This is a genomic window from Bradyrhizobium japonicum USDA 6 (assembly GCF_000284375.1).
Classification (GTDB): Bacteria; Pseudomonadota; Alphaproteobacteria; order Rhizobiales; family Xanthobacteraceae; genus Bradyrhizobium; species Bradyrhizobium japonicum.
The window spans coordinates 5,215,066-5,237,091 of the sequence record NC_017249.1 but is presented as its reverse complement, the minus strand read 5'-3'; the positions used below and the strand labels follow the sequence as shown (position 1 = coordinate 5,237,091).

At 64.7% G+C, this 22,026-nt stretch carries 19 protein-coding genes; 6 read left to right on the top strand and 13 right to left on the bottom strand.

Features of this window, described 5'->3' with window-relative positions; all coding sequences use genetic code 11:
- Positions 1-119 precede the first annotated feature (119 nt).
- Positions 120-398, top strand: coding sequence for a GNAT family N-acetyltransferase (locus tag BJ6T_RS24780; protein WP_080593888.1), 279 nt, complete (start codon positions 120-122; stop codon positions 396-398).
- A 349-nt stretch (positions 399-747) separates the two neighbouring features.
- Here BJ6T_RS24780 and BJ6T_RS24775 read toward each other — a convergent pair whose 3' ends face one another.
- From BJ6T_RS24775 to BJ6T_RS24765, 3 genes are all read right to left on the bottom strand, one after another.
- Complete coding sequence (locus BJ6T_RS24775; RefSeq protein ID WP_014495230.1) at positions 748-1,071, bottom strand: hypothetical protein; 324 nt, start codon at positions 1,069-1,071, stop codon at positions 748-750.
- Positions 1,072-1,293: 222 nt separating this feature from the next.
- The gene (ilvD, locus tag BJ6T_RS24770) at positions 1,294-3,144 is read right to left on the bottom strand and encodes a dihydroxy-acid dehydratase (protein ID WP_014495229.1); all 1,851 of its coding nucleotides are present in this window, start codon (positions 3,142-3,144) and stop codon (positions 1,294-1,296) included.
- Between the two features lie 201 nt (positions 3,145-3,345).
- The gene (locus BJ6T_RS24765) at positions 3,346-4,503 is read right to left on the bottom strand and encodes a VOC family protein (RefSeq protein WP_240537913.1); all 1,158 of its coding nucleotides are present in this window, start codon (positions 4,501-4,503) and stop codon (positions 3,346-3,348) included.
- A 618-nt stretch (positions 4,504-5,121) separates the two neighbouring features.
- On the opposite strand from BJ6T_RS24765, the gene BJ6T_RS24760 reads away from it, so the two are divergent.
- Together BJ6T_RS24760 and BJ6T_RS24755 are read left to right on the top strand one after the other, a co-directional pair.
- Positions 5,122-7,368 (top strand): TOMM precursor leader peptide-binding protein, encoded by a 2,247-nt coding sequence (locus BJ6T_RS24760; RefSeq protein WP_014495227.1) that lies wholly within the window; start codon positions 5,122-5,124, stop codon positions 7,366-7,368.
- Between the two features lie 95 nt (positions 7,369-7,463).
- Positions 7,464-8,840, top strand: a complete 1,377-nt coding sequence (locus BJ6T_RS24755) for a SagB/ThcOx family dehydrogenase (RefSeq protein WP_039228112.1) — start codon at positions 7,464-7,466, stop codon at positions 8,838-8,840.
- Positions 8,841-8,887: 47 nt separating this feature from the next.
- Here the strand turns inward: BJ6T_RS24755 and BJ6T_RS24750 are convergent, their stop codons facing one another.
- From BJ6T_RS24750 to pncA, 9 genes are all read right to left on the bottom strand, one after another.
- Positions 8,888-9,808 (bottom strand): ABC transporter permease, encoded by a 921-nt coding sequence (locus BJ6T_RS24750; protein ID WP_014495225.1) that lies wholly within the window; start codon positions 9,806-9,808, stop codon positions 8,888-8,890.
- Positions 9,805-10,734, bottom strand: coding sequence for an ABC transporter permease (locus BJ6T_RS24745; protein ID WP_014495224.1), 930 nt, complete (start codon positions 10,732-10,734; stop codon positions 9,805-9,807). The genes BJ6T_RS24750 and BJ6T_RS24745 overlap by 4 nt, the downstream gene beginning before the upstream one ends.
- The gene (locus BJ6T_RS24740) at positions 10,734-11,726 is read right to left on the bottom strand and encodes an ABC transporter ATP-binding protein (protein WP_014495223.1); all 993 of its coding nucleotides are present in this window, start codon (positions 11,724-11,726) and stop codon (positions 10,734-10,736) included. Before BJ6T_RS24740 ends, BJ6T_RS24745 begins: the two co-directional genes overlap by 1 nt.
- Complete coding sequence (locus tag BJ6T_RS24735; RefSeq protein ID WP_014495222.1) at positions 11,723-12,709, bottom strand: ABC transporter ATP-binding protein; 987 nt, start codon at positions 12,707-12,709, stop codon at positions 11,723-11,725. Before BJ6T_RS24735 ends, BJ6T_RS24740 begins: the two co-directional genes overlap by 4 nt.
- On the bottom strand, positions 12,710-14,347 hold the full coding sequence (locus tag BJ6T_RS24730) for an ABC transporter substrate-binding protein (RefSeq protein ID WP_014495221.1): 1,638 nt from the start codon (positions 14,345-14,347) through the stop codon (positions 12,710-12,712). It lies immediately after the preceding gene.
- 30 nt (positions 14,348-14,377) lie between these two features.
- The gene (locus BJ6T_RS24725) at positions 14,378-15,193 is read right to left on the bottom strand and encodes a sugar phosphate isomerase/epimerase family protein (RefSeq protein ID WP_014495220.1); all 816 of its coding nucleotides are present in this window, start codon (positions 15,191-15,193) and stop codon (positions 14,378-14,380) included.
- A gap of 474 nt (positions 15,194-15,667) precedes the next feature.
- Positions 15,668-17,701 carry an NAD(+) synthase gene (locus tag BJ6T_RS24720; protein ID WP_014495219.1) on the bottom strand — a complete coding sequence of 678 codons (2,034 nt, stop codon included), beginning with the start codon at positions 17,699-17,701 and terminating at the stop codon, positions 15,668-15,670.
- Positions 17,702-17,852: 151 nt separating this feature from the next.
- A complete protein-coding gene (locus BJ6T_RS24715; protein ID WP_014495218.1) occupies positions 17,853-18,968 on the bottom strand; it encodes an alpha/beta fold hydrolase in 1,116 nt (371 codons plus the stop codon).
- A gap of 16 nt (positions 18,969-18,984) precedes the next feature.
- A complete protein-coding gene (gene pncA, locus BJ6T_RS24710; RefSeq protein ID WP_039229379.1) occupies positions 18,985-19,611 on the bottom strand; it encodes a bifunctional nicotinamidase/pyrazinamidase in 627 nt (208 codons plus the stop codon).
- 257 nt (positions 19,612-19,868) lie between these two features.
- Here pncA and glk point away from each other — a divergent pair, with 257 nt between their 5' ends.
- The 3 genes from glk to BJ6T_RS47405 all read left to right on the top strand — a co-directional run bounded on the left by glk (position 19,869) and on the right by BJ6T_RS47405 (position 21,511).
- On the top strand, positions 19,869-20,855 hold the full coding sequence (glk, locus tag BJ6T_RS24705) for a glucokinase (protein WP_014495216.1): 987 nt from the start codon (positions 19,869-19,871) through the stop codon (positions 20,853-20,855).
- Positions 20,856-21,006: 151 nt separating this feature from the next.
- Positions 21,007-21,210 (top strand): hypothetical protein, encoded by a 204-nt coding sequence (locus BJ6T_RS24700; RefSeq protein WP_014495215.1) that lies wholly within the window; start codon positions 21,007-21,009, stop codon positions 21,208-21,210.
- A 145-nt stretch (positions 21,211-21,355) separates the two neighbouring features.
- On the top strand, positions 21,356-21,511 hold the full coding sequence (locus BJ6T_RS47405; RefSeq protein ID WP_167541703.1) for a hypothetical protein: 156 nt from the start codon (positions 21,356-21,358) through the stop codon (positions 21,509-21,511).
- Between the two features lie 79 nt (positions 21,512-21,590).
- Here the strand turns inward: BJ6T_RS47405 and BJ6T_RS24695 are convergent, their stop codons facing one another.
- Entirely contained in the window at positions 21,591-21,968 is a 378-nt protein-coding gene (locus BJ6T_RS24695) for a response regulator (RefSeq protein ID WP_014495213.1), read from the bottom strand.
- Positions 21,969-22,026 lie beyond the last annotated feature (58 nt).

The window sequence follows — 22,026 nt, the reverse complement described above, 5'->3', positions numbered from 1 at the left end:
CGTCGTCGCGAGACGTCATTCAAAAACGTCGGCGGTCGCTGACGTTGATTTAGGTCAACGGTTGGCGACAGTGTTCGCGTCAATCGGGATGACCAACCGCCCCACGGGAGCACGCCGCAATCGGGCCGCGGGAGAACTTAAGTGCCGGATGCCGCCAGCCGCTCCAACGCCGGGCCGAAGCAGCTTTCGTCGTGATCGATGCCTGGCAGGGACGCGGCGTTGGCGGGCTGCTGACGCGCCATCTGATCGCTATCGCCCGCGAGGCCGGTTTGACGGAGTTGACCGCGGAAGTGCTCCCGGAGAACGCAGCGATGCTCCGCGTCTTCGACAAGTTTGGCTTCAAGCCCGCAACAATCCGCGAACCCGGTGTAATTCACATGGCATTGAAGCTGTCCTAATGCGCGCCGGGATGAGAGCTCCAGCATCGAGAGAAATGGCGGCGGCGCGTCGCGCCACCGTCCGTCGGTACGGGCACCTCCAACCGCGCGCCCTCACCCCAAGCCTGAATTCTCCGCCGTATGCGATCTGTCAGGCGAGCGTCAGCCTGTTCCTCTAACCTCGCAACGCGGCGGCCGCCGAAACACGCCGCCCCTCAGCAATCTCGGACACTGGCGACACCGCCCAGGGCGTCGCTGGTTGCGAGGCCCGGTTGGATTCGCGTCCATTTCCGGGCCTCGTTTGCTGGTGCGCAAAAGAAAACGGCGCCCCGCGAGGAGCGCCGCATGGAATTGTCGTAGCTGCGTCGGCTCAGTAGCCGCAGGACGCGCAGCCCATCTGCACCGGCGCGTAATAGGAATAGCCGGGCGAAACCATCTCGACGCGCTGGCGCGTGGCGTATTGCGGCGGGATGCGTTCGTACTGGACGCTCGGCGGTGCCACCATCACGGTCTGCGGCACCATCACGGTGCGGTACTGCGCCGGCGTGCGGTGCGCGACGGTCGCGCCGGGAGAAACCATCACGGTCTCGTCGACGGTGCGGTATTGCGGCTGCACGTATTGCTGCTGGTAGCAGGTCTGGCACGGCGGCGGCGCGTAGCAATTGTAGCAGCCGGCGGAGGCCGCGCTCGTCATGGAAATCGCGGCGACGACTGTTGAGAAAACGACAGCGAGAGTACGAGACATTGTGGTGGTGCCCCAGTTGCCCAAAATGGATTTGCGAAGGTCGCCAGCAGTATACGCTGCAACATCCCGAGTTGCCGAACTTCGTCGAGGCATCCTTAATGCGAACGGCCGGCTTTCGCCGGCCGTTCAGAACTTGTTGACCATCCGCGCGAGGCGTGGACGGTACAGCGCTTACTTCGTGCGCCGCTTCACCTCACGCACCGCACCGCGTGCGGCGCTTGTGGTGAGCGCTGCATAAGCCTGAAGCGCGGTCGATACGTTGCGCTTGCGGCCCGTCGCCTGCCAGGCGGCATCGCCCTTCGCCTCTTCCGCCGCGCGGCGCTTGGCGAGTTCCTCGTCGGAGACCTCCAGGCTGATGCTGCGGTTCGGGATGTCGATGGCGATGCGGTCGCCGGTGCGGACGAGACCGATGTTGCCGCCTTCGGCCGCTTCCGGCGACAGATGACCGATCGACAGGCCGGACGAGCCGCCGGAGAAACGTCCGTCGGTGACAAGCGCGCAGGCTTTGCCGAGGCCCATCGATTTCAGATAGCTCGTCGGATACAGCATCTCCTGCATGCCGGGACCGCCGCGCGGACCTTCGTAGATGATGACCACGATCTCGCCGGCGACGACCTTGCCGCCCAGAATGCCTTCCACAGCGGCGTCCTGGCTCTCGAACACGCGCGCGGGGCCCGAGAATTTCAGGATCGAGGCATCGACGCCGGCGGTCTTCACGATGCAGCCGTCCTGCGCGAGGTTGCCGTAGAGCACGGCGAGGCCGCCATCCTTGCTGAAGGCGTGCTCGATATTGCGCACGACGCCCTTCTCGCGATCGCTATCGAGCTCGTCGTAACGGCGCTCCTGGCTGAAGGCGACCTGCGTCGGGATGCCGCCGGGCGACGCGCGGAAGAAGGTACGGACCGACTCGCTCTTGGAGCGCTTGATGTCCCAACGCTCCAGCGCGTCGTTCATGGTCGGCGCATGCACGGTCGAGACCGAGGTGTCGATCAGGCCGGCGCGATCGAGCTCGCCGAGAATGCCCATGATGCCGCCGGCGCGATGCACGTCCTCGACATGGACGTCGGCGACCGACGGCGCGACCTTGCAGAGCACGGGCACGCGGCGCGACAGCCGGTCGATGTCCTGCATGGTGAACTCCACCTGCCCTTCATGGGCCGCCGCCAGCAGATGCAGCACGGTGTTGGTCGAGCCACCCATGGCGATGTCCAGCGTCATCGCGTTCTCGAACGCCTTGAAGTTGGCGACGTTGCGCGGCAGCACGGAGGCATCGTCCTGCTCGTAATAGCGGCGGACGAGATCGACGATGGTGTGGCCGGCCTCGACGAACAGGCGCTTGCGGTCGGCATGGGTGGCGACCACGGTGCCGTTGCCGGGCAGCGCCAGGCCGAGCGCCTCGGTCAGGCAGTTCATCGAGTTCGCCGTGAACATGCCCGAGCAGGAACCGCAGGTCGGGCACGCCGAGCGCTCGATCACCTTGACGTCCTCGTCGCTGACCTTGGAATCGGCTGCGGCCACCATGGCGTCGATGAGGTCCACGGCCTTGGTCTTGCCCTGCAACTTGACCTTGCCGGCCTCCATCGGGCCGCCCGAGACGAACACGGCGGGGATGTTGAGCCGCAGCGCGGCCATCAGCATGCCGGGCGTGATCTTGTCGCAGTTGGAGATGCAGACGAGGCCGTCGGCGCAATGGGCGTTGGCCATGTACTCGACGCTGTCGGCAATCAACTCGCGCGACGGCAGGCTGTAGAGCATGCCGTCATGGCCCATGGCGATGCCGTCATCGACCGCGATGGTGTTGAATTCCTTGGCGACGCCGCCGGCCTGCTCGATCTCGCGGGCGACGAGCTGGCCGAGGTCCTTGAGGTGGACGTGGCCGGGCACGAACTGGGTAAAGGAGTTGACGACCGCGATGATCGGCTTGCCGAAATCGGCATCCTTCATGCCCGTCGCGCGCCAGAGGCCGCGGGCGCCCGCCATGTTGCGGCCGTGGGTGGTGGTGCGGGAGCGATAGGCTGGCATGGCGGTTTCCGTCCTCGGTTGGGTCAGCCGGGCGGAAAAATGGAAGCCGCCTCAGGCCTTTCCGGGCGGATAGCGCACGGGCTGGGCGCGCGCAACGGGAACTTGCCCCGAAACGGCCCAGATCGGCCCCGCGCAGGCCTCCCCTGCTCCCGGCGCGGGTTATCGCAGGGTCGGGTCAGCGCCGGACGGACGCTGCAGTAGCTAGCGCTTCGGCTTGGGCAGCACAATTCTCCCCTGGGAGGCAATGCCGCCCCACTTGGCGGACCATCCGACTTCCGAGGCCGAGAATGGCTCGATGCCTGAATGACCCCGGGCACCCTGCAGTGCAAACAGGGCGCCTTGGGGATCCACACATCGCGCGATCCAGCAGCCATCAGGCAATTCGATCGGACCCTGGAGGATCCGGCCTCCACCAGCATTCACATGTTTCGTCGCAGCGCCGATGTCGTCGACATTGAAGTAATGCAGCCAACATGGCTGAGCCACGCTCGAAAGTTTCGTCAGCATGCCGCCGACCGTTTGCCCCCCGGCCGAAAACAATTGATACCAGTCCGCTGGATCGGTTTGAACGTCGGCCTTCTGCCAACCAAATAGTTCTCTGTAGAAATCGAAGATCACGGTCCGGTCGGCGGCCAATAGCTCATGCCAGCCTACGCGCCCGGGCTCGTCCAGCCGGCCCGGTTTCCATCGGCCATCTGTCGGTTTCTCGATCAGCCCGAACGTCGCTTTCTGCGGATCGGCGGCGACTGCTATTCGGCCAATATTGGTGTCGGTCGGCGGCACAAAGATCGCGCCTTCGAGACGCCCGATCTGCGCGGCAGCCCTGTCCAGGTCGTCGACAGCGACGTAACCCATCCATCTCGGCGTTGCCCCTGATCTCCGCCCCTCTTCCGGGATATCCATAAGGCCGCCCAGCGGGATGCCGCCGCTACGAAGCACCGTGTAAGGCAGTTCCGGAGTCGATTCATCCGTCACGCCCCAGCCGACGACCTTGCGATAGAATGCGCCCGCCGCCGCGACGTCCGTGGTCAGCAGTTCGTACCAAGCGAAACGTCCGAGTTGATCCGCCACGCCGATCTCTCCGTTCGAACCTGGATGCGATTGCGGCACTGCACCAAGTTGCACGCACAGCGAGAGCTGTGGATCGTTGACGCGTTGTGTCAACCGGCCGCGCCGATTGCCGTTCATGAAGATGAATACATCCCGAACGTGCAGCGCCGCGCTTTTGTGCGCGTAGTTGTTGCTCGCGTTATTTCCTCGGCGTAGACTTACCGCGGCTGGGATACTTCTTGCAATGCTCGGAGGGTCGACCATGCGGCAGGCGAAGAAGACCTCTAAAGGAAAGAAGCGAGTAACCAAAGTCGCCGTGCCGGCGTTCGGAGCCGCAGGGTTGACGTTCTCGCTGGCGGGAGGCGCATCGGCATCCGCCGTGCCGACACCCGACGTACAACAATTGCCGCACCTTGGAACGGATCAGGCAATCACGCTCGATGAAGAGGAAATGGCTGACGTCAGCTTGGCCACCTTCCATCTCTTCGACAAGGAAAACGCCGGTAGCCGCGTGCAGCTGGCATGGCGCGGATGCGGCGGTTGCCGCGGCTGCAGAGGCTGTCGGGCTTGCCGTGCTTGTCGATGTGGCGTCGGTTGCCGATGCGCGGGTTGTGCAGTCGGCTGTGGCGTTGGTGTGGTGGGATGCGCCGTATCATGCGCGGGTTGCTGCGCATCGTGGGGTCGCTGCCGCTGGTGCTAGGCCTCGGCGCGCTCCGAATGTCAAATTCACGGGTTGATAGGTCATTGGCCGACCTCAAGAAGGGGTCCGGCCAATTGCTTGATTTCGCTACGACGCCTGCATCGGCGGCTTGCAGGTGACAACTGAATTCGTTTCGATTCTCTGGGAAAATGCCGGCGCGCAGTCGTGACGATCCATCTTGCGCCGGAGATCTAGCGTGACGGCAACAGGATCAGCGTGCTGACTCAATGACTGCAACTCGCAAGACCCGCGTTGCGCGGCAGACCCGCAAAGACATTCTCCGATTTGCACCGAACTTCACCGCTTACGTACTGCCTCCCGATGCGGTTTGCCTCTATTCCGAGAACCGCAAGTTCTTCCTGCACGGCGAGCTCTACTGCGCCCTCGCCACCGCGATCGGGGAACACGGCAAGGCCAGGTCGGAGATCATTCGCCAGCTTTCGAAGCGCTTCCCGGCCGACAAGATCGAGGAAGCAATCAAGCGGCTGCTCGATCGCCGATATGTCGTTGCGCGGACCCCGAAAGCGTTCGACGGCTCCGTCGGCGGTTTCCTGGCAAGCCTCGGCATGCCCTTGGAGATCGCGGAACAAAATCTTCGCAATTGCCCCGTTCAGGTCGAGTCGATTGACGTCAAAGGCGCCAAGGAGCTGACTGCGGCCTTGAGTAATCTCGGCGTTCAAATCGCCAAGCGCTCGCCGAAGCTGACGATCACGCTGGCGAACGATTATCTCGACCGGCGACTTGCTGAACTGAACCAGGAACGTGTGGCCGGCGAGACGCCCTGGTTGCTGGTACAGCCATCCGGCCCGTTTCCGCTGGTCGGGCCTGTGTTCAAACCGGGCGAGAGCGCCTGCTGGACCTGCCTGTTCGATCGCATGATCCGCAACCGGGAGATCAAGGGGTTTCTTGACCGGGGACCGGCGCGCGCGGTCGCCATATCGCCCCTCGTTAGAGAAAGCGTCGGCAAGACTGGAATCCATTTTGCGGCCGTCGAGATCGCCAAGGCAATTGCCTCGGATTTTCGCACCGATTTGTGCGATCACATCGCAAGCTTCGACCTGACCGGCGCCGCCATCGCCAAGCACTACGTGACGCGACGTCCACAATGTCCGACCTGCGGCAGCAGGAAGCTGAACAACCCGCGTCGATCTCCGGCCCTGGTCGAGATTGCCGAGGGCAAGAGGCTCGTCATGACCAGCGGTGGATATCGCACCGTGACGTCGCGGTCGACGGTGTCGCGGTTCCGCAAGCATGTGAGTCCACTGACAGGGGTGGTGACCCGGCTCGAGCGGATCGACGTTGATCTGCCAATGAACACCAACTACTTCGCCCAGCACAATTTCTCCGCGCCGGCCCACAGCATCGACCAGCTCAGGTCCGGATTGAGTGGCGGCAGTTTTGGCAAGGGCTCGACCGCCGAGCAGGGTGAAGCCAGCGCGCTGATGGAATCGATCGAACGCTATTCGGGCATTTTCCAGGGCGATGAGATCAGGACGACGCGCCGCTTTGTCGATTTCGCGCCTGGCGACGCACTTCTTCCCAACGACGTCCAGCTCTTCAGCGAAACGCAGTTCAAGACCAGGTTTCTGCAGCAGCCGGACGATCCCCATCCGGTGCCCGAGCCGTTCGATCCCGCGACGAAGACCGAGTGGTCGCCGGTCTCGTCGTTGCGCGACAAACGCTTCAAATATCTACCGACCGGCCTCCTGTACTTCTTCTATGGCGGCTTTCATACGGATTCCAACGGTTGCGCGGCCGGCAACACCCGCGACGAAGCCATCGTTCAGGGCTTCCTCGAACTGATCGAGCGCGATGCCTACGCGATCTGGTGGTACAACCGTGTGCAGCGCGCCGAGGTCGATCTCGGGCAATTCGACGATTTCTATGTGCGGGATCTCCAGGCTCAATTTGCGGAAGCCGGGCGCAAGCTGTGGGTGCTCGACATCACCACGGACCTCGGCATTCCGACTTACGTGGCGATCATGCACTGGATGCAGAATGGACACGAGAATATCGAGTTCGGTTCCGGCGCGCATTTCGACCGCCATATAGCGCTGCTGCGATCCCTCACCGAACTGACCCAATTCATGTCCGTCGGCATGATGGGCGGCGCAAGCGGCGAGAAACCGACCCTCGACGGTGTCACGCCGCTGCGCCTGGAAGACTACCCGTTCCTGACACCGAGCGACCACCCGATCGTCCCCCCGGCGCCGAGCCTCAAGCTTCACGACAATACGCGTGACCAGGTCATTGCCTGCGTCGAGATCGCCGCCCGTGCAGGCTACGATTTCCTCGTCCTCGACCAGACACGTCCCGACGTCGAGGTTCCGGTCGTCAGAGTGCTCGTTCCCGGCCTGCGTCATTTCTATCGCCGTTTCGCGCCGGGTCGCCTTTACGATGTGCCGGTGAAGCTCGGATTGTTGGACCGGCCGCGACCGGAAAGCGATCTGACTTCATTCCTTCCACACACCTGAAGGGCTGCTATTTCGTGCGCGCTCCCCGGAAAAAGCCGACCAGGAAGATCGTGCCAGACATTGCCGCCCGGTTGAGCCATCACTTCTCCCTCCAGATGCAGCCGAACGGAAGCATCGCCGCCATTCTGGGCGACTATTCCGTCAACCTCGGACAATTCAGCGCGGCCGCGATGGACCGCGCGCGACATCTGAGCACCGGCCTTCCGCTCGCGTCCTTTGCGGGCAAGAGCGCCCTCGCGAGAGACGTCGACGCCCTGGTGCGTCGCTTGGCCCGGCAGGGGCTTCTGGAATACCGCCTCTCCTCTTCGCGCAACACGCAGGACTTCGTGGTCATCGAGCCCCAAGTCCCCGAATACTGGCCGCGGCGCGCGAAGCTGGGCAGTCGTGACACCATTGTGCTATCGCGCTTTGCCTTTCTGCGCCGGCGCGGCAACGAGTTGGTGCTGGAATCGCCACGCGCCGGCGCGTTGTTCCGGATTGGCGATCCCGCCATCGCCGCCACCCTTGCTGCGCTGTCGCAGCCTCGGAAGACCGGCGAGCTCAACCAGAAGATGGCTTCCCCCACCCTCCATCTGCTCGAACTGTTGCTGGACAGCCAGATCCTGCTCAAGCTCGATACGAAAGACGGACAAGGCCTGCGGGTGAACGAAGGCGACGGCAACCTCGTACTCTGGGATTTCCATGATCTGGTGTTTCACACGCGGAGCACGGAGGGTCGGCAAGCCAGTCCGGTCGGCGCCACCTTCACCTATGCCGGCGCCGTTCCGCCGTCGCCGGCGGTGCGTCCGCCCTGGGGCGGCAACAAGATTGACCTGCGCAAATTCTCCTCCCCGGAGCCGAACTCCCGCTTCCCGAAGCTGTTGCGCGAACGCCATTCAACACGGGATTTCGACGACAAGAATCCGGTCACGCTCGGCGAACTCGCGCAGTTTCTCGACACCAGCGCGCGCGTCTTGTCCGAATGGAAGAGCGAGCCGTATTTCGAAGGCGGTCCTGACGTCACCTACAGCACAAGGCCTTATCCGTCGGCGGGCAGCGCGTACGAGCTGGAATTGTACCTTACCGTCGCGAACTGCGACGGGCTTGCGCGCGGACTCTACCACTACGATGCGGGGAGCCACGCGCTCGTCGCGATCAGCGCCTCCCCCCAACAACTCCAGGCGCATTTGACGGCTGCCCAGTTCGCCATGGACGCGCCGGGTCAGCCACAAATCCTCATCACGATGGCGGCGCGTTTTGGGCGGGTCTCCTGGAAATACAGCTCAATCGCATATTCGCTGATCCTGAAGGATGTCGGCAGCCTGACTCAGACGCTTTACCTGGCGGCGACCGATATGGGCCTCGGCGGCTGCGCCATTGGCAGCACCAACATCGATCTGTTCGCGAAAATGACGGAGTTGGAATTCCATATCGAGGGCCCGGTCGGTCAATTCGCGCTCGGGCGCGGCAGGACGCCGGAGGTCCAAGGCTAGAAGCGAGTGTCCGACGGCAAATCGGCGCACGCATCAGGCCCGTCGCCCTATTGCAGGGTCGGATCGAGCCGGTCGCGCAGCCAGTCACCGATCACGGAGACGGCCAGCGTGGTGATCACGATGGTGGTCGCTGGCGCCAGCATGATCCAGGGCGCCCGGGTCAGGTACTCGCGGCCATAGCCGACCATGTTGCCGAGGCTGGTCATCGGGGGCTGCACGCCGAGGCCGAGGAAGGACAGGCCGGATTCCATCAGGATCACCTCGGGGAAGACGAGCGTGGTCGAGACGATCAGGGTCGAGGCGATGTTGGGCAGGATGTGGCGCAAGTAGATCCGCGACGGCGCCGCACCAAGCTGGCGGACGGCCGCAGCATAGCCTTGCGCATTGGCGGAGATGGCGAGGCCGCGGGCGATGCGGGCGTAGCGCTCCCAGCCGAACAGGCCCATCAGGCCGATCAGCAGCGGCAGCGAATTGCCGAAGAAGGCCAGCACCGCGAGCGCCATGATCAGGAACGGCATGCTGGCCTGGAAGTCGGTCAGCATCAGCACGAACTGCTCGACGACCCCGCGGAAATGTGCGGCGAGAAAGCCGAGTGTGGCGCCGACGATCGCCGAGATCGCGGTCGCGCCGAAGGCGATCAACAGCGAGATGCGGATCGAGACGAGGAGCCGCGACAGCACGTCGCGGCCGAGTTCGTCGGTGCCGAGCCAGTGCGCGACATTGCCGGGAGCAGCCAGCCGGTTGCGCAGGTCGAGCTGGGTGAAGCCGTAGGGCGCGATTTTCTCGGCGAACGCCGCGATCACCAGCATCGCCACGATCCAGCTGATCGCGAGCGCCACCGAGACCGGGATCGCGGGAAGACTGATGCGGCGGCGGGTAGATTCTAGTTTTGACGCGTTTTCTTTACGCGAACCGGAATCCACTTCGCTTTCAAACGCTTTGGTGTCCTTCAGCGCCGCGCCGGTCATGCATGCGCTCCTTTGGCGCGCAAGCGCGGATCGAGGAAGCCGTAGAGGAAGTCGACGATCAGATTGGACGTGACCATCGTCATCGCGACCAGCAAGAGAATGCATTGCACGACGGCGAGGTCGCGGTTGGCGACGGCAACGACGAGCAGGCGCCCTACTCCGGGCCAGGCAAACACGCTCTCGACCACGACCGCGCCCGCGATCAGCGTGCCCACCATGAAGCCGAGAATGGTGACGGTCGGGATCGCCGCGTTCGGCAGCGCATGCGACGTCACCACCTTGCGCCACGGCACGCCCTTGGCCGAGGCGGTGCGGATATAGGGCTGGCCCAGCACCTCCAGCATGGCGCTGCGGGTGAAGCGCGCCAGCACTGCGGCGCCGCCGAGGCTGAGTGTCACGATTGGCAGGATGGCGTGACGCCAGCTGTCCTGCCCGCCCGACGGCAGCCAACCGAGCTGCACGGCGAAGACGAGCACGAGCAGCAGCGCAAGGACGAAACTCGGCACGGTAAAACCGGCGACCGCCGTCATCATCACGGCGCGATCGATTCCCGAGCCGCGGTGCAGCGCCGCGTAGATGCCGGCGGGAATGCCGAGGGCGACCTTGAAGAAGAAGGCCGGCAGCGTCAGCGCCAGCGTTGCCGGAATCCGCTCCAGCACGAGCTCGATCGCCGGTCGCCCGTCACGCATGGAGCGGCCGAGCTCGCCCTTGGCGATGGCGCCGAAGTAGTCGAGGTACTGGAACCAGATGGGATCATCGAGCCCCCAGGCCTTGCGGAAGGCAGCGAGCACTTCCGGCGGAGCCTCCGGTCCCAGGATCATCAGCGCGGGGTCGCCGGAGAGGCGCAGCACCACGAAAGCGAAGGTGACGACGAGCACGATCGTCAGCGCCGCGCGACCGATCCGAATGGCAAGGTAGCGTCCCATCAGGCCGCGTCCCGCGTCTCGGCCTGCGGCCCCGTCACGAGATGGCAAGCGACTTGCCTGTCACCGCTGACGGCCGACAGCACCGGCACCTCGCTCGCGCAGCGCGCGATAGCGCGCGGGCAGCGCGGATGGAAGGCACAGCCTTGCGGCCGCGCCGCCGGGTTCGGCGGATCGCCCGCCAGCACGATGCGGCCCGCGCTGCGGCGGCCCGGTGCCGGCGACGCCGAGACCAGCGCCTGCGTATAGGGGTGTTCGGGACGCGCGAAGAGATCGTCGGCGCTGCCGATCTCGACGATGCGGCCGAGATACATCACGGCGACGACATTGCTGATCTGCCTGACAACGCGCAGATCATGGCTGATGAACAGCAGCGTCAGCCCGAGCTGCGCCTGGAGATCGCAAAGCAGGTTCACCACCTGCGCCTGGATCGAGACGTCGAGTGCGCTGACCGGCTCGTCGCAGACGAGGAAGTCGGGCTTTGTCGCGAGCGCCCGCGCCAGCACGATGCGCTGGCGTTGGCCGCCCGAGAGCGCGCCCGGATAGCGCGCGCCGTGGGCCGGCGTCAGCTCGACCGCGCGCAGCAATTCGCGGACACGCTCCTCGCGTTCGGCCGGCGTGCCGAGACCGTGAATGTCCAGGGGTTCGCGGATTTGGGCTGCGACCGGCAACCGCCGGTCCAGCGCCCCCAGCGGGTCCTGGAAGATCATCTGCATGCGCGCCCGCTGCGCGCGCCACGCCTTCGTGCCTGGCGCGGCCATCGGCTTGCCGTCAAATCGCACGTCGCCGCGATCGGGCGTCTCGAGGCCAAGCACGATACGACCCGTGGTCGACTTGCCCGAGCCGGACTCGCCGACGAGGCCCAGTGTTTCGCCTTTGGGGATCATCAGAGACACGCCATCGACCGCGTGGACGGCCGTGCTGCGGCCGAACATCCCGGAGCGCATGCTGTAGCTGCGTGAGATCGAGGACACCTCGACGAGCGGCGCGCTCATTCGGCGGCGATCCCGAGCAGCGCACGGCGCGAGGCCTCAGCACGGATACAGGCAACCACGCGATCGTTCGCGATCGGCGCCAGGCTCGGCACGGCAAGTCCGCACGGCTCGGCCGCCAGCGCGCAGCGCGGCGCGAAGGCACAGCCGCTTGGCATGTGCGCGGGATCGGGAACGGTCCCCGGAATGGCCGTGAAACGCCGACGCGGCCCGTCGAGCGGCGGCAGTGCGCCGATCAGGCCCTGCGCGTAGGGATGCACCGGATCGGCAAAGAGCTGGTTGGCGGGCGCCTGCTCGACGATGCGGCCGGCATACATCACGGCGACGCGGTCGCAGTTCTCCGCGACGACGCCGAGATCATGGCTGATCAGCACCATCGCCATGCTCATCTCGCGGCGGATGGTCGCGAGCAGCTCCAGGATCTGCGCCTGGATGGTGGCGTCAAGCGCCGTGGTCGGCTCGTCCGCGACGAGGAGATCGGGATTTCCGGCCAGCGCCATCGCGATCATGATGCGCTGGACCTGGCCGCCGGAGAATTCGTGCGGATAGGCTTCGAGCCGCCGCGCCGCATCGGGAATGCCAACGAGATCGAGCAGCCGCCGCGCTTCGGCCTTCACCGCCTCGCCCGAGAGATCGCGATGCAGCGCCAAAGCCTCGCACAGCTGCTTGCGAATGGTGAGCACCGGATTGAGCGCGCTTGCGGGGTCCTGAAAAATCATGGCGACCCGCCCGCCCCGCACCCGGTCAAGCTCACTCGCGGCTGCGCCGAGGATTTCGCGTCCGTCGAGCCGCACGGAGCCCGAGACTTTTGCATGCCGCGGCAAGAGGCCGAGCGCAGCAAGCCACGTCACTGACTTGCCGGAGCCGGACTCGCCGACGAGGCCGACGGCCTCGCCCTTCTGCAAAGCGAGATCGACGCCGCGCAAGACCGATACGCCGGTGAAGGCGACGTTGAGGCCCTGGATGCTGACCAGCGGCGTCGCCACTTACGCCTCGAAATTGCCGGCGCGGAAATCCATCGCGAATGCCGGCGACGCCTTCCACTTGATCGACTTCGGCTTCGCAGTGAAGGTCGCGTTCTGGTGCAGCACCGTATAGGCGGGATCCTCGCGCTCGGCGATCTCCAGCATACGGTGGAACGCCTTCTTGCGGGCGGCCCGGTCGGTCGAGGTCTCCAGGAACTCCGAAAGCTTGTTCAGTTCGGCATTGGTCCACTCGCCGATCTGCTGCTGCTGGCCGTTCGGGCCGTGCTGGGCGACCAGCGACGAGACGGGATCGTTGAAGGCCGCCGAGTTCGACCAGTCGCGTACCGCGCGGGTCGGCGCGCGTTCCATGATCTGCGACCAGTTCTCCTTGGTCTCGATCTGGACGTTGAGGCCGACCGACTTCCACATCTCGACCAGCACCTGCGCGGTCGCGACCTGGTTGGTGTAGTAGTTGTTGAGCAGGCGATAGGGAATCGGATCGCCCTTGTAGTTGGCCTGCTTCAACAGATCCTGCGCGAGCTTCGGATCGTAGGCCGGCACGCTCCAGTCGGCATTGAACATGTCGCCGTAGAATTCCCACTGCAGGCCTTTCGGCACGCGGGTACGGCCCGCCCACAGGCTGTCGACGATCGCCTGGCGGTCGATCGCGTGGGTGAAGGCGCGCCGCACCAGGGGATTGGCGAGCACGGCGTGGTTCTTGTCGAACACGGTCAGGCGGTGATTGAGGATGGTGCCGCCCTGCACTTCGAACGCCGCGTTCTTCTCGATGCCGGCAATCTGGTCCGGCGGAATGTCGCAGGCGAACTGGTATTCGCCCGACAGGAGCCCGTTGATGCGGCTCGCCACCTCGGGCACTTCGAGGAAACGGATGCGCTTGAGCGGCGGCCGGCCGCCCCAATATTCGTCATGTGCCTCGAGGGTCAGCGACACGTCGGGCTTGAGCTCGACGACCTTGTACGGGCCCGTCGTGATCGGCTTGCGCGCCCAGTCGAGATAGCTCGCGGATTGCTCCCAGGCGCGGCGGTTCATGATGTCGGACCCATAGCGCGACAGCCGGCCCTCGATCGTGACGTCGGGCGTCGCGTTGTAGAAGCGCACCGTGTACTTGTCGACGGCATCGACGCGCACGAGGTCCGGCCAGATGCGGCGGGCTACCGCCGGCACGTCAGGCGGCAATTCCTTGCCCGGGCGCGGCGTCGGGATCTTCTCGAAGGCCTGGATGGTGGAGCGGCTCTTGGCCTCGGTCTCGCCGAACATGCGCTCGCGGCTGAAGGTGAAGACGACGTCTTCGGCCGTCAGCTCGTCGCCATTGTGAAACTTCACGCCCTGGCGCAGCTTCACCTCGACGGTCTGGTCGTCGATGCGGCGCCACTCGGTGGCGAGGCCCGGCACGGCCCCCAGGCTGCCGCGCCAGTTCTTGGAGATCAGGCCCTCCCAGATCGAGGAGAAGAACACGCGCTCGCCGACGTTCGATTGCTCACGCAGCACGTCGAGCACGTTCGAATTCGTCACCTTCTGCACGGCGATCGTCACCGACGGACGGTTGTCGGCCTGCCCGATCGCGAAGCGCGGCAGGAGAAGCGTGCCCGCGGCAGCGCCGCCGGACTTCAGGATGTTGCGACGGGTGAGTTTGCTCATGACGATAAGCCCTGACCTTTGTGATGCCGGTTATTCAGCGAGACCGAGCGCGGCCAGATGGGCTGCGCCGGCGCGAACGTCGTCGTGATTGCGGAGTTCGAGGATCAGCCGCGGGTTGGACGTCAGCCGGCACAGCGCGCGGAACACGGCCACCCACGGGATGTTGCCTTCGCCCGGCGCCCAGTGCCGGTCGGCAAAGCCGTCGGTGTCCTGGAGGTGCACATGCGTCAGCATGTCGCCGGCGGTTTCGACGTAGTAATCGACCGGCGGCGCGCCGGTGGAGATGTGGGCGTAGTTGGCGTGGCCGGTGTCGAGGGAGACGCGGACCTTGCTGCTTTCGAGCGCCTTGGCGAGGCGCACGCGGTCGCGCGGATCCTTGTCCTCGATGTTCTCGATGACGACTTCGCAGCCGATCGTCTCGGCGCGCGCAATCACCTCGGCAAGCGTCGTCTTGACGCGTTCAACGAGATTGCTGCGGTTATCGGCATAGAGGTCGAGATTGTTGTGGTCCCAGGTCGTGAACGGCGAATGGATCACCATCTGCGTCGCGCCGAGGAATTCCGCGGCATCGAGGCCCTGAAGCAGGCGCTTCGTCACCGCCTTGCGGATCAAGGGATCATGGCTGTCGATCTTGAAGCCCCAGAACGGGCCGTGGATGCCGAGCCGGCCGGTATGACCCGAGAGCATCTGCTTGATCTCGCTGGCCGCATTCCGCCAATCGCCGTCGAGCAAATCCGCGCGGAAAAAATCCTGGATTTCGAGATCGCGCTGCCGTTCCAGAAGCCAATCGCGGTGGGCGGGGATCGATTTGATGGATAGTGCGGCGCCCAACACCGGCTTCGACATGGCTTGCTCCTTGACTGTCAGCGATGACGGGAGCAGCGCTAGACCAGTTAAGTGACAGGCCCGTGAAATGCAGGTGCCGCGGCGATGCGCTCATGTGGACATCCCCGCCGACCGCCTGCATCGAATTCAGGCAGCGGTGATCGCAGCAGATGCGGACGAATGCACCAGCGTGCAGCATCAAGCGCGTTCGTGTCCGTAGTGACACGGAATGGAATCCTAACCATACTTCGCGTACATCGCGCGCATCGATCGGCGGCCATCCAGGGGCATCACCTCTGATCGCGCTACATGGGGTTGGGGGACCGCATGGGGCGGGGGATCAAAGGCTGGGGCAAGGTGACGAGGTCCGGACTCCTAGGCACTCCGGACCTCGGAACTTTCTAGATTGAACGTAATTTCGCGCCGCCGGCTTTATGAGCCGCGCGGCGCGAAGTCGTTCTGGAGCTACCCTGCCCGATCAGTGGTTTTGCTCAATCACTTCGGAACGTTCCGCTCGAGATCCTCGAGCCATGCCGCCGCGCTTGAATCCGACGGCGCGCGCCAGTCGCCGCGTGGCGACAATGAGCCGCCGGCCGAGACCTTCGGCCCATTTGGCATCGCCGAGCGCTTGAACTGGCTGAAGGCGAAGAAGCGGCGCAGGAACACTTCCAGCCAGCGCCGGATCTCCGGCAGATCATAGGCCCTGCGCTTATCGGTCGGGAACGCCGGCGGCCATTCGCCCCTGGCGACATCATTCCAGGCGTGCTGCGCCATGAAGGCGATCTTGGACGGCCGCATGCCGAACCGCAGCGTGTAGAACAGGTTGAAATCCTGCAGCTCATAGGGGCCGATGGAGGCTTCCGTGCTCTGCGGCTTCTCGCCGGGCTTGACCGGAACCAGCTCGGGCGAGATTTCGGCCGACAGGATCGACGCCAGAGTCCGGTTGACGTCGTCGCTGAACTGTTTTGAAGCGATCACCCAGCGGATCAAATGCTGGATCAGCGTCTTCGGCACCCCGGCGTTGACATTATAATGTGCCATCTGGTCGCCGACGCCGTAGGTGCACCAGCCGAGCGCGAGCTCCGAGAGATCGCCGGTTCCGATGACGATGCCACCATGATGGTTGGCGAGCCGGAACAAATAGTCCGTGCGCAGGCCCGCCTGCACGTTCTCGAACGTGATGTCGTAGACCTTCTCCCCCTTGCCGAAGGGATGACCGATGTCCTTCAGCATTTGCGTCGCCGTGGGGCGGATGTCGAGCTCCTGCCACTCCGTCTGCAACGCCTTCATCAACGCCAGTGCGTTGGTCTTGCTCTCGCTGCCGGTGGCAAAGCCCGGCATCGTGTAGGCCAGGATGTTGCTGCGCGGCAGTCCGAGCAGGTCGACCGCCTTGGCGGCGACGATCAGGGCGTGGGTGGAATCGAGCCCGCCCGAGACGCCGATCACCACGCGCTTGGTTCCGGTCGCGCGCATGCGCTGCACGAGGCCGGCGACCTGGATGTTGTAGGCCTCGTAGCAATCCTGCTCGAGCAGGGCCTCGTCGCTCGGCACGAACGGGAAGCGCTCGATCTTGCGCAGGAAGCCGATGTCGGTGGCCGGCGGCTTCAGGGCGAAGGTGATCCTCCGGAAAAAGGCTTCGCGTTGCCGGCGATTATCGTCGAACGTGCCCATCAGTGCGCGTTCCTGCCTGAGCAGATCGAGATCGACGTCGGCCAGCGTGATCTGGCCGTCCTGGCGGAACCGCTCGCCCTCGGCCAGCAACACACCGTTCTCATAGATCGAGGTCTGGCCGTCCCAGGCCAGGTCCGTGGTCGATTCCCCTGCCCCGGCGGCGGAATAGACGTAGGCCGCGAGACAACGCGCCGACGTCGATTGGCACAGCAGTGCGCGCGAGCGCGCCCGGCCGATCGTGATCGGGCTGCCTGATAGATTGATCAGCACGCTGGCGCCGGCAAGCGCGAGTTCGGATGCCGGCGTCACCGGAATCCACATGTCCTCGCAGATCTCGACGCCGATGATCAGGCCTGGAACATCCTCGGCCGCGAACAGGAGGTCCACGCCGAACGGTGCGTGCAGCCCTCCAAACGCGATAGTCTCTCCGGCGATGCCGGCGCCGGAGGCGAAATGCCGTCCCTCGTAGAATTCGCGATAGGTCGGCAGATAAGACTTGGGCACGACACCAAGGACGTTGCCGCGATGAATGACGACGGCGCAATTGTAGATGCGATGACCAAAGCGCAGCGGCGCGCCGACGATCAGGACGGTCATCAGCGCCGAGGACGCCTCGACGATGGCCGCGAGCCCGCGCTCGACAGCATCGAGCAGCGGGTCCTGCTTGACGAGATCCTCGATCGCGTAGCCGGACAGGCATAGCTCCGGAAACACGGCAACTGCCACCGACTGTTCATGGCAAGCGCTTGCCGCAGCCAGGATCGCCTTCGCATTGGCCGAGGGATCGGCCACATGGGAGGTGGTGACGCAGGCCGCCACGCGCGCAAATCCGTGGGCGTAGATCGAGTGGAAGCTCATCGAGCGCGGTACCCTTAATCTTGTCGCGGCCGCAGCCGCCAGTTCCCCATGATATGTAGCCCATCGACCGGGCCCCGTGCAGGCCATCCGCCGTCATGCATAACGGATTTGCGTGTTCGCCGGCCCGGCCGTGCCAAGGCACCTGACAAAGTCAGGCGCTGCGGGCCAGCACTCCGGAGAGGTCGTCGCGCAGCCACTCGGCGATCCGGGGCCAGGCATGGGCGTGGGTGCGCGCCCCCATGAACAGGCCGAGATGATTGCTGGGCTCGGAGGCCGCGGCAATGAAGGCCGGCGGCGTTCCGAGCAGACCGGCGGTCGCAAGCGCCTGTCTGGCCGGCACGACGTCGTCATCGAGCCCGGCCAGCAGGAAGACCGGCGCCTTGACGTCCCTCAGATCAACCTCCCGGCCGAGCGCCGTGAAGTTGCCACCGGCAATCCGATTCTCCCGGAATATCCGGTTGACGATCTCCAGATAATAGGTGCCGGGCAGGTTGAGCGTCTCGGTATTCCAGCGGTCGAAACGCGCGAGCAGTGCCGCGCCCTCCTCGTCCGAGAGATCCCTCTGCAACGCCGCCGCAATGTCGTCGCGGCTCGGCGCCTTCGTCCAGAAGCGCAGCATCTCGTCGCCGCTGACATTGCCGCCGCCGCGCGCCACGAGCTGGTCGTAGAGCGCCTCAGGCGCATTGCGAGCTAGCCGGGACAGCGCGGAATCGATCGAGAGATCGACGGGCGCCCCCACCAGCACCAGCCGCCGCACCTTGGCGGGAAAGCGCGCCGCATAGAGCAGCGACAGCCAGCCGCCCTGGCACAGGCCGACGAGATCGATCGGCGCGCCGATTTCGTCGACGGCGACGTTGAGATCGCCGAGATAGTTGTCGATCGAGAGATAGCGCATGTCCGGCGAGGCCGAGCGCCAATCGGTGAGGTAGACCCGATCGATGCCGCCATTCTGCAGCGACTGCACCACGCTGTGGCCCGGTGCGAAGTCGGCGATCAGGGCCCGATGCAGCGCATAGGGGGCGCAGACCAGCGCCGGCTGGCCGGATCGCGTCCGCGTGCAATCGCGCAGGCGCATGGTCGCAAGCTCCAAGGCGACCGTGCTCGGTGTCGTCCACGGCAGATTGGTCGCGTCCTGTTCCGCCGGACCGCGCTCCAGCCACCAGAAGCAGGCGTCCATCGCGAGCCGCGCCGCCGCAAATGGCCACAGCAGTGGATCATCCGCAGGACCATCCGATCCGACCAGCGGTTTGCCGCTCTTCTCCACCATGACTATCTCAAGGTTCTCACAGCAAGGCCTCCAGGCTGACGATCGAAATACCGCGCTCGCGAAAACTCCGATGGGTCGCGACCACAGAGCCGTCGAGATCGATGCCGCGGCATGCGTCCTCGATGACGGCGACCTCGAACCCCGCCTTGCGGGCATCTTCCGCCGAGAAGCGAACACAGAAATCCAGCGCCAGACCGGCGACGAAGACGGTCTTCAGCTCGCGCTCGCGCAAATAGCCGAGCAGGCCCGTCGGCGTCCGGTGGTCGTTCTCGAACAGCGCCGAATAGGAATCGATGCCGCGACGAAAACCTTTGCGCACGACGAGGTTTGCCCTGGAAATTTCGAGCTCACCATGGAATTCAGCGCCCACCGTGCCTTGCACGCAGTGCGACGGCCACAGCACCTGGGTGCCGTAGTCGAGCTCAATCGTCTGGAACGGCTGCTTGCCCGCATGGTTCGGTGCGAACGAGACGTGGTCGCCTGGATGCCAGTCCTGGGTCAGCACCACATTGGTGAAATTTGCGGCAATTCGGTTGATCGCCGGGACAACCTTCTCGCCGCCGGGAACGGCGAGCGCTCCGCCGGTGCAAAAGTCGTTCTGCACGTCGATCACCAGCAGCACATCGCGGTCGGAAATCTGCATCGCAAGGTCCCGTTCCAGCCGTCCGGCGCGACGGGCGCCGAACGCTCCGTCCAATGTCGATCTTCCCGCGCGGCTTCGCAACCACCGACACATGCGGTGATATCGCGCCCGTCGTACCCGGGATGCAACGGTTTGGCGTTGTCCGAGTTGACTAGGCTCACCCAAGGACGGATTCTAGAGACGTTCGCAAATTGCGGATCGGATGGAGCGGAGGAAACGGTTCCCGCGAGCCTGCGCGGCGCGGCAGCCACAAAATCATGAGTATCGGCAAGACAGGACAAATTCTTCTCGCCGATATCGGCGGCACCAATGCGCGCTTTGCGCTGAGCGAAAGCGGATCGGACAGCGGCGACCAGGCCGGGCCCATCGACTATGTGAAGGTCGCTGACTTCCCGACCGTCCGGGAAGCCATCGCCGACGTCCTTGCGCGCCGGTCCGGCGGCAAGCAGCCCAAACGAGCCGTGCTGGCCGTCGCGGGTCCCGTGACCAACAACCGCTGCGTCATGACCAACAGTCCGTGGGTCATTGACGGCAACGAGCTCCAGCCCGCCCTCGGCTTCGAGAGCGTGCATGTGCTCAATGATTTCGAGGTCGTGGCCTGGTCCCTGCCCGCCCTGAAGCCTGCCGATCTGATCCCGCTCGGGGGCCAGGACGGCCTCCCCGGAGAGCCGCTGCTGGTGGTTGGGCCTGGAACCGGCTTTGGCGTCTCCTGTCTGGTCGAACGCCACGGCGCCCGGCTGGCGGTCGTCACCGAGGCAGGCCACGCCACTTTGCCGGCGGAAAACGAGCGCGAGGAACGCGTGATCGCTTGCTTGCGCCGACGTTTCGGCCATGTCTCCATCGAGCGCGGCGCGCTTTCGGGCTCCGGTCTGCAGAGCCTCTATGAGGCGCTGGCGGAGGTCGACGGCGCCCAGGTGCCGCACCGCGACGCCGCCGCCATCACCAAGGCAGCCCTGGAGGGCAGTTGCGAACTCAGCCGCGCGACGCTGGAGATGTTTTGCGCCATCCTCGGCTCGGTCGCAGGCAATCTCGCGGTGACCTTCGGCGCCCGCGGCGGCGTCTACATCGCCGGCGGGATCGTGCCGCGCTTCCCCGAGTTCCTCGCGGCCTCCGCTTTCCGTGCGCGCTTCGAAGCCAAGGGACGCTTCCAGGACTATTTGCGCAACATCCCGACCAGGCTGGTGACGAAACCGGACGCGAGCTTCGTCGGGTTGAAGATGTTCGCCGACCACAATCCGGATTGATGAGCCGCGATCGGCTTCGACGCTGTCCAGTCCGTTAACTATACACAGCTGATTGCAGCCAAGGCGCGGTTCCACGCAGGATCGCGCTTGCCCGACTGTGTCCGATGGGAAACAATTCCCTGAGTGTGTGGCGTAGTTGCGGGGGCGTGACATGCGTAAGCAGGACTTCGGTTTCGACTATCACCGCTATCACCGTCTGCTGACCGAGGCGGACGACGATGACAAGCGGCTGGCCCTGATCGAGCTCCTGATCGAGGAAAAGGCGCGCGACCGGCTGGCCGCGCAACGCGCCTCAGATCGTGCCGCCATGACGGCCCATACCATCGCCACCGTGCTGAAGAACGGCCGCAACTGAGACTTGCGGGACCGCTTACTACTCGCGCAGACGCGCGAGCGATGGCGATTCCGTTAACGATCCCCCGCAAGCTCGCGTCAAACTTTTTGCTCTAGGAGCTTCCCCTACCTGATGCAATTCAGGGGTCAACAAAGGGGGAATGAACATGAGCATGATTTCGCTTGCCGCGATCCCGGTCGCCGTCGAAACCCGTTTTGCCGATTCTTCGTTCAAGATCATCTTGCTGTTCTGCTGCATGGGCCTGGTCGCCTCGTTCGGCGCGATGGTGCGCGGCATCGACCTCAGCGCCGGTCTGATCTGAGACCACGACACATTCTTTCGCCAAATGGCCGCCCCTCACGGGCGGCCATTTTCGTTGGCGATCTCAGTACGGCGCCTTCTCAGTGAGGAGTTTTGGCGACCGCGTCCGGAAACAGCGAATCGATCATCACCTTGAGCTGGTCGAGGGAAATCGGCTTGCGCAGGATCGGCCGCCGCCGGAGCAAGGACGGCAGCAACTCCGGCCCGTAGCCGGTGGCGAACAGAAACGGCTTGCCGCGGCGCTCGATCAGGTCGGCGACGGGATCGACGTAGAGGCCCTTCAGATTGATGTCGAGGATGGCGAAATCGTATTGCGCGGTCATTGCGAAGGCGCTCGCGTCGCGGACATTGTCCGCTTCCGCGACGACATGGTGGCCGAGTTCCTCCACCATGTCGGCGATCATCATCCGGATCAACGCCTCGTCTTCGACCAGGAAAACGGAGAGTCCGTCCGCCATATCAACCCCGCAGTCAGCTTACGAAGCTAACCATACCCGAAATGCGGAGAGGATTCAC

What these genes read in the sequence shown, in the direction of transcription:
- BJ6T_RS24750 (WP_014495225.1), bottom strand. Translation starts at nt 9,808, where the DNA reads ATGACCGGCGCGGCGCTGAAGGACACCAAAGCGTTTGAAAGCGAAGTG.
- BJ6T_RS24760 (WP_014495227.1), top strand. Translation starts at nt 5,122, where the DNA reads ATGACTGCAACTCGCAAGACCCGCGTTGCGCGGCAGACCCGCAAAGAC.
- BJ6T_RS24755 (WP_039228112.1), top strand. Translation starts at nt 7,464, where the DNA reads ATGCAGCCGAACGGAAGCATCGCCGCCATTCTGGGCGACTATTCCGTC.
- BJ6T_RS24725 (WP_014495220.1), bottom strand. Translation starts at nt 15,193, where the DNA reads ATGTCGAAGCCGGTGTTGGGCGCCGCACTATCCATCAAATCGATCCCC.
- BJ6T_RS24715 (WP_014495218.1), bottom strand. Translation starts at nt 18,968, where the DNA reads ATGGTGGAGAAGAGCGGCAAACCGCTGGTCGGATCGGATGGTCCTGCG.
- BJ6T_RS24730 (WP_014495221.1), bottom strand. Translation starts at nt 14,347, where the DNA reads ATGAGCAAACTCACCCGTCGCAACATCCTGAAGTCCGGCGGCGCTGCC.
- BJ6T_RS47405 (WP_167541703.1), top strand. Translation starts at nt 21,356, where the DNA reads ATGAGCATGATTTCGCTTGCCGCGATCCCGGTCGCCGTCGAAACCCGT.
- BJ6T_RS24740 (WP_014495223.1), bottom strand. Translation starts at nt 11,726, where the DNA reads ATGAGCGCGCCGCTCGTCGAGGTGTCCTCGATCTCACGCAGCTACAGC.
- glk (WP_014495216.1), top strand. Translation starts at nt 19,869, where the DNA reads ATGAGTATCGGCAAGACAGGACAAATTCTTCTCGCCGATATCGGCGGC.
- BJ6T_RS24720 (WP_014495219.1), bottom strand. Translation starts at nt 17,701, where the DNA reads ATGAGCTTCCACTCGATCTACGCCCACGGATTTGCGCGCGTGGCGGCC.
- BJ6T_RS24700 (WP_014495215.1), top strand. Translation starts at nt 21,007, where the DNA reads ATGCGTAAGCAGGACTTCGGTTTCGACTATCACCGCTATCACCGTCTG.
- BJ6T_RS24695 (WP_014495213.1), bottom strand. Translation starts at nt 21,968, where the DNA reads ATGGCGGACGGACTCTCCGTTTTCCTGGTCGAAGACGAGGCGTTGATC.
- ilvD (WP_014495229.1), bottom strand. Translation starts at nt 3,144, where the DNA reads ATGCCAGCCTATCGCTCCCGCACCACCACCCACGGCCGCAACATGGCG.
- BJ6T_RS24775 (WP_014495230.1), bottom strand. Translation starts at nt 1,071, where the DNA reads ATGACGAGCGCGGCCTCCGCCGGCTGCTACAATTGCTACGCGCCGCCG.
- BJ6T_RS24745 (WP_014495224.1), bottom strand. Translation starts at nt 10,734, where the DNA reads ATGGGACGCTACCTTGCCATTCGGATCGGTCGCGCGGCGCTGACGATC.
- pncA (WP_039229379.1), bottom strand. Translation starts at nt 19,611, where the DNA reads ATGCAGATTTCCGACCGCGATGTGCTGCTGGTGATCGACGTGCAGAAC.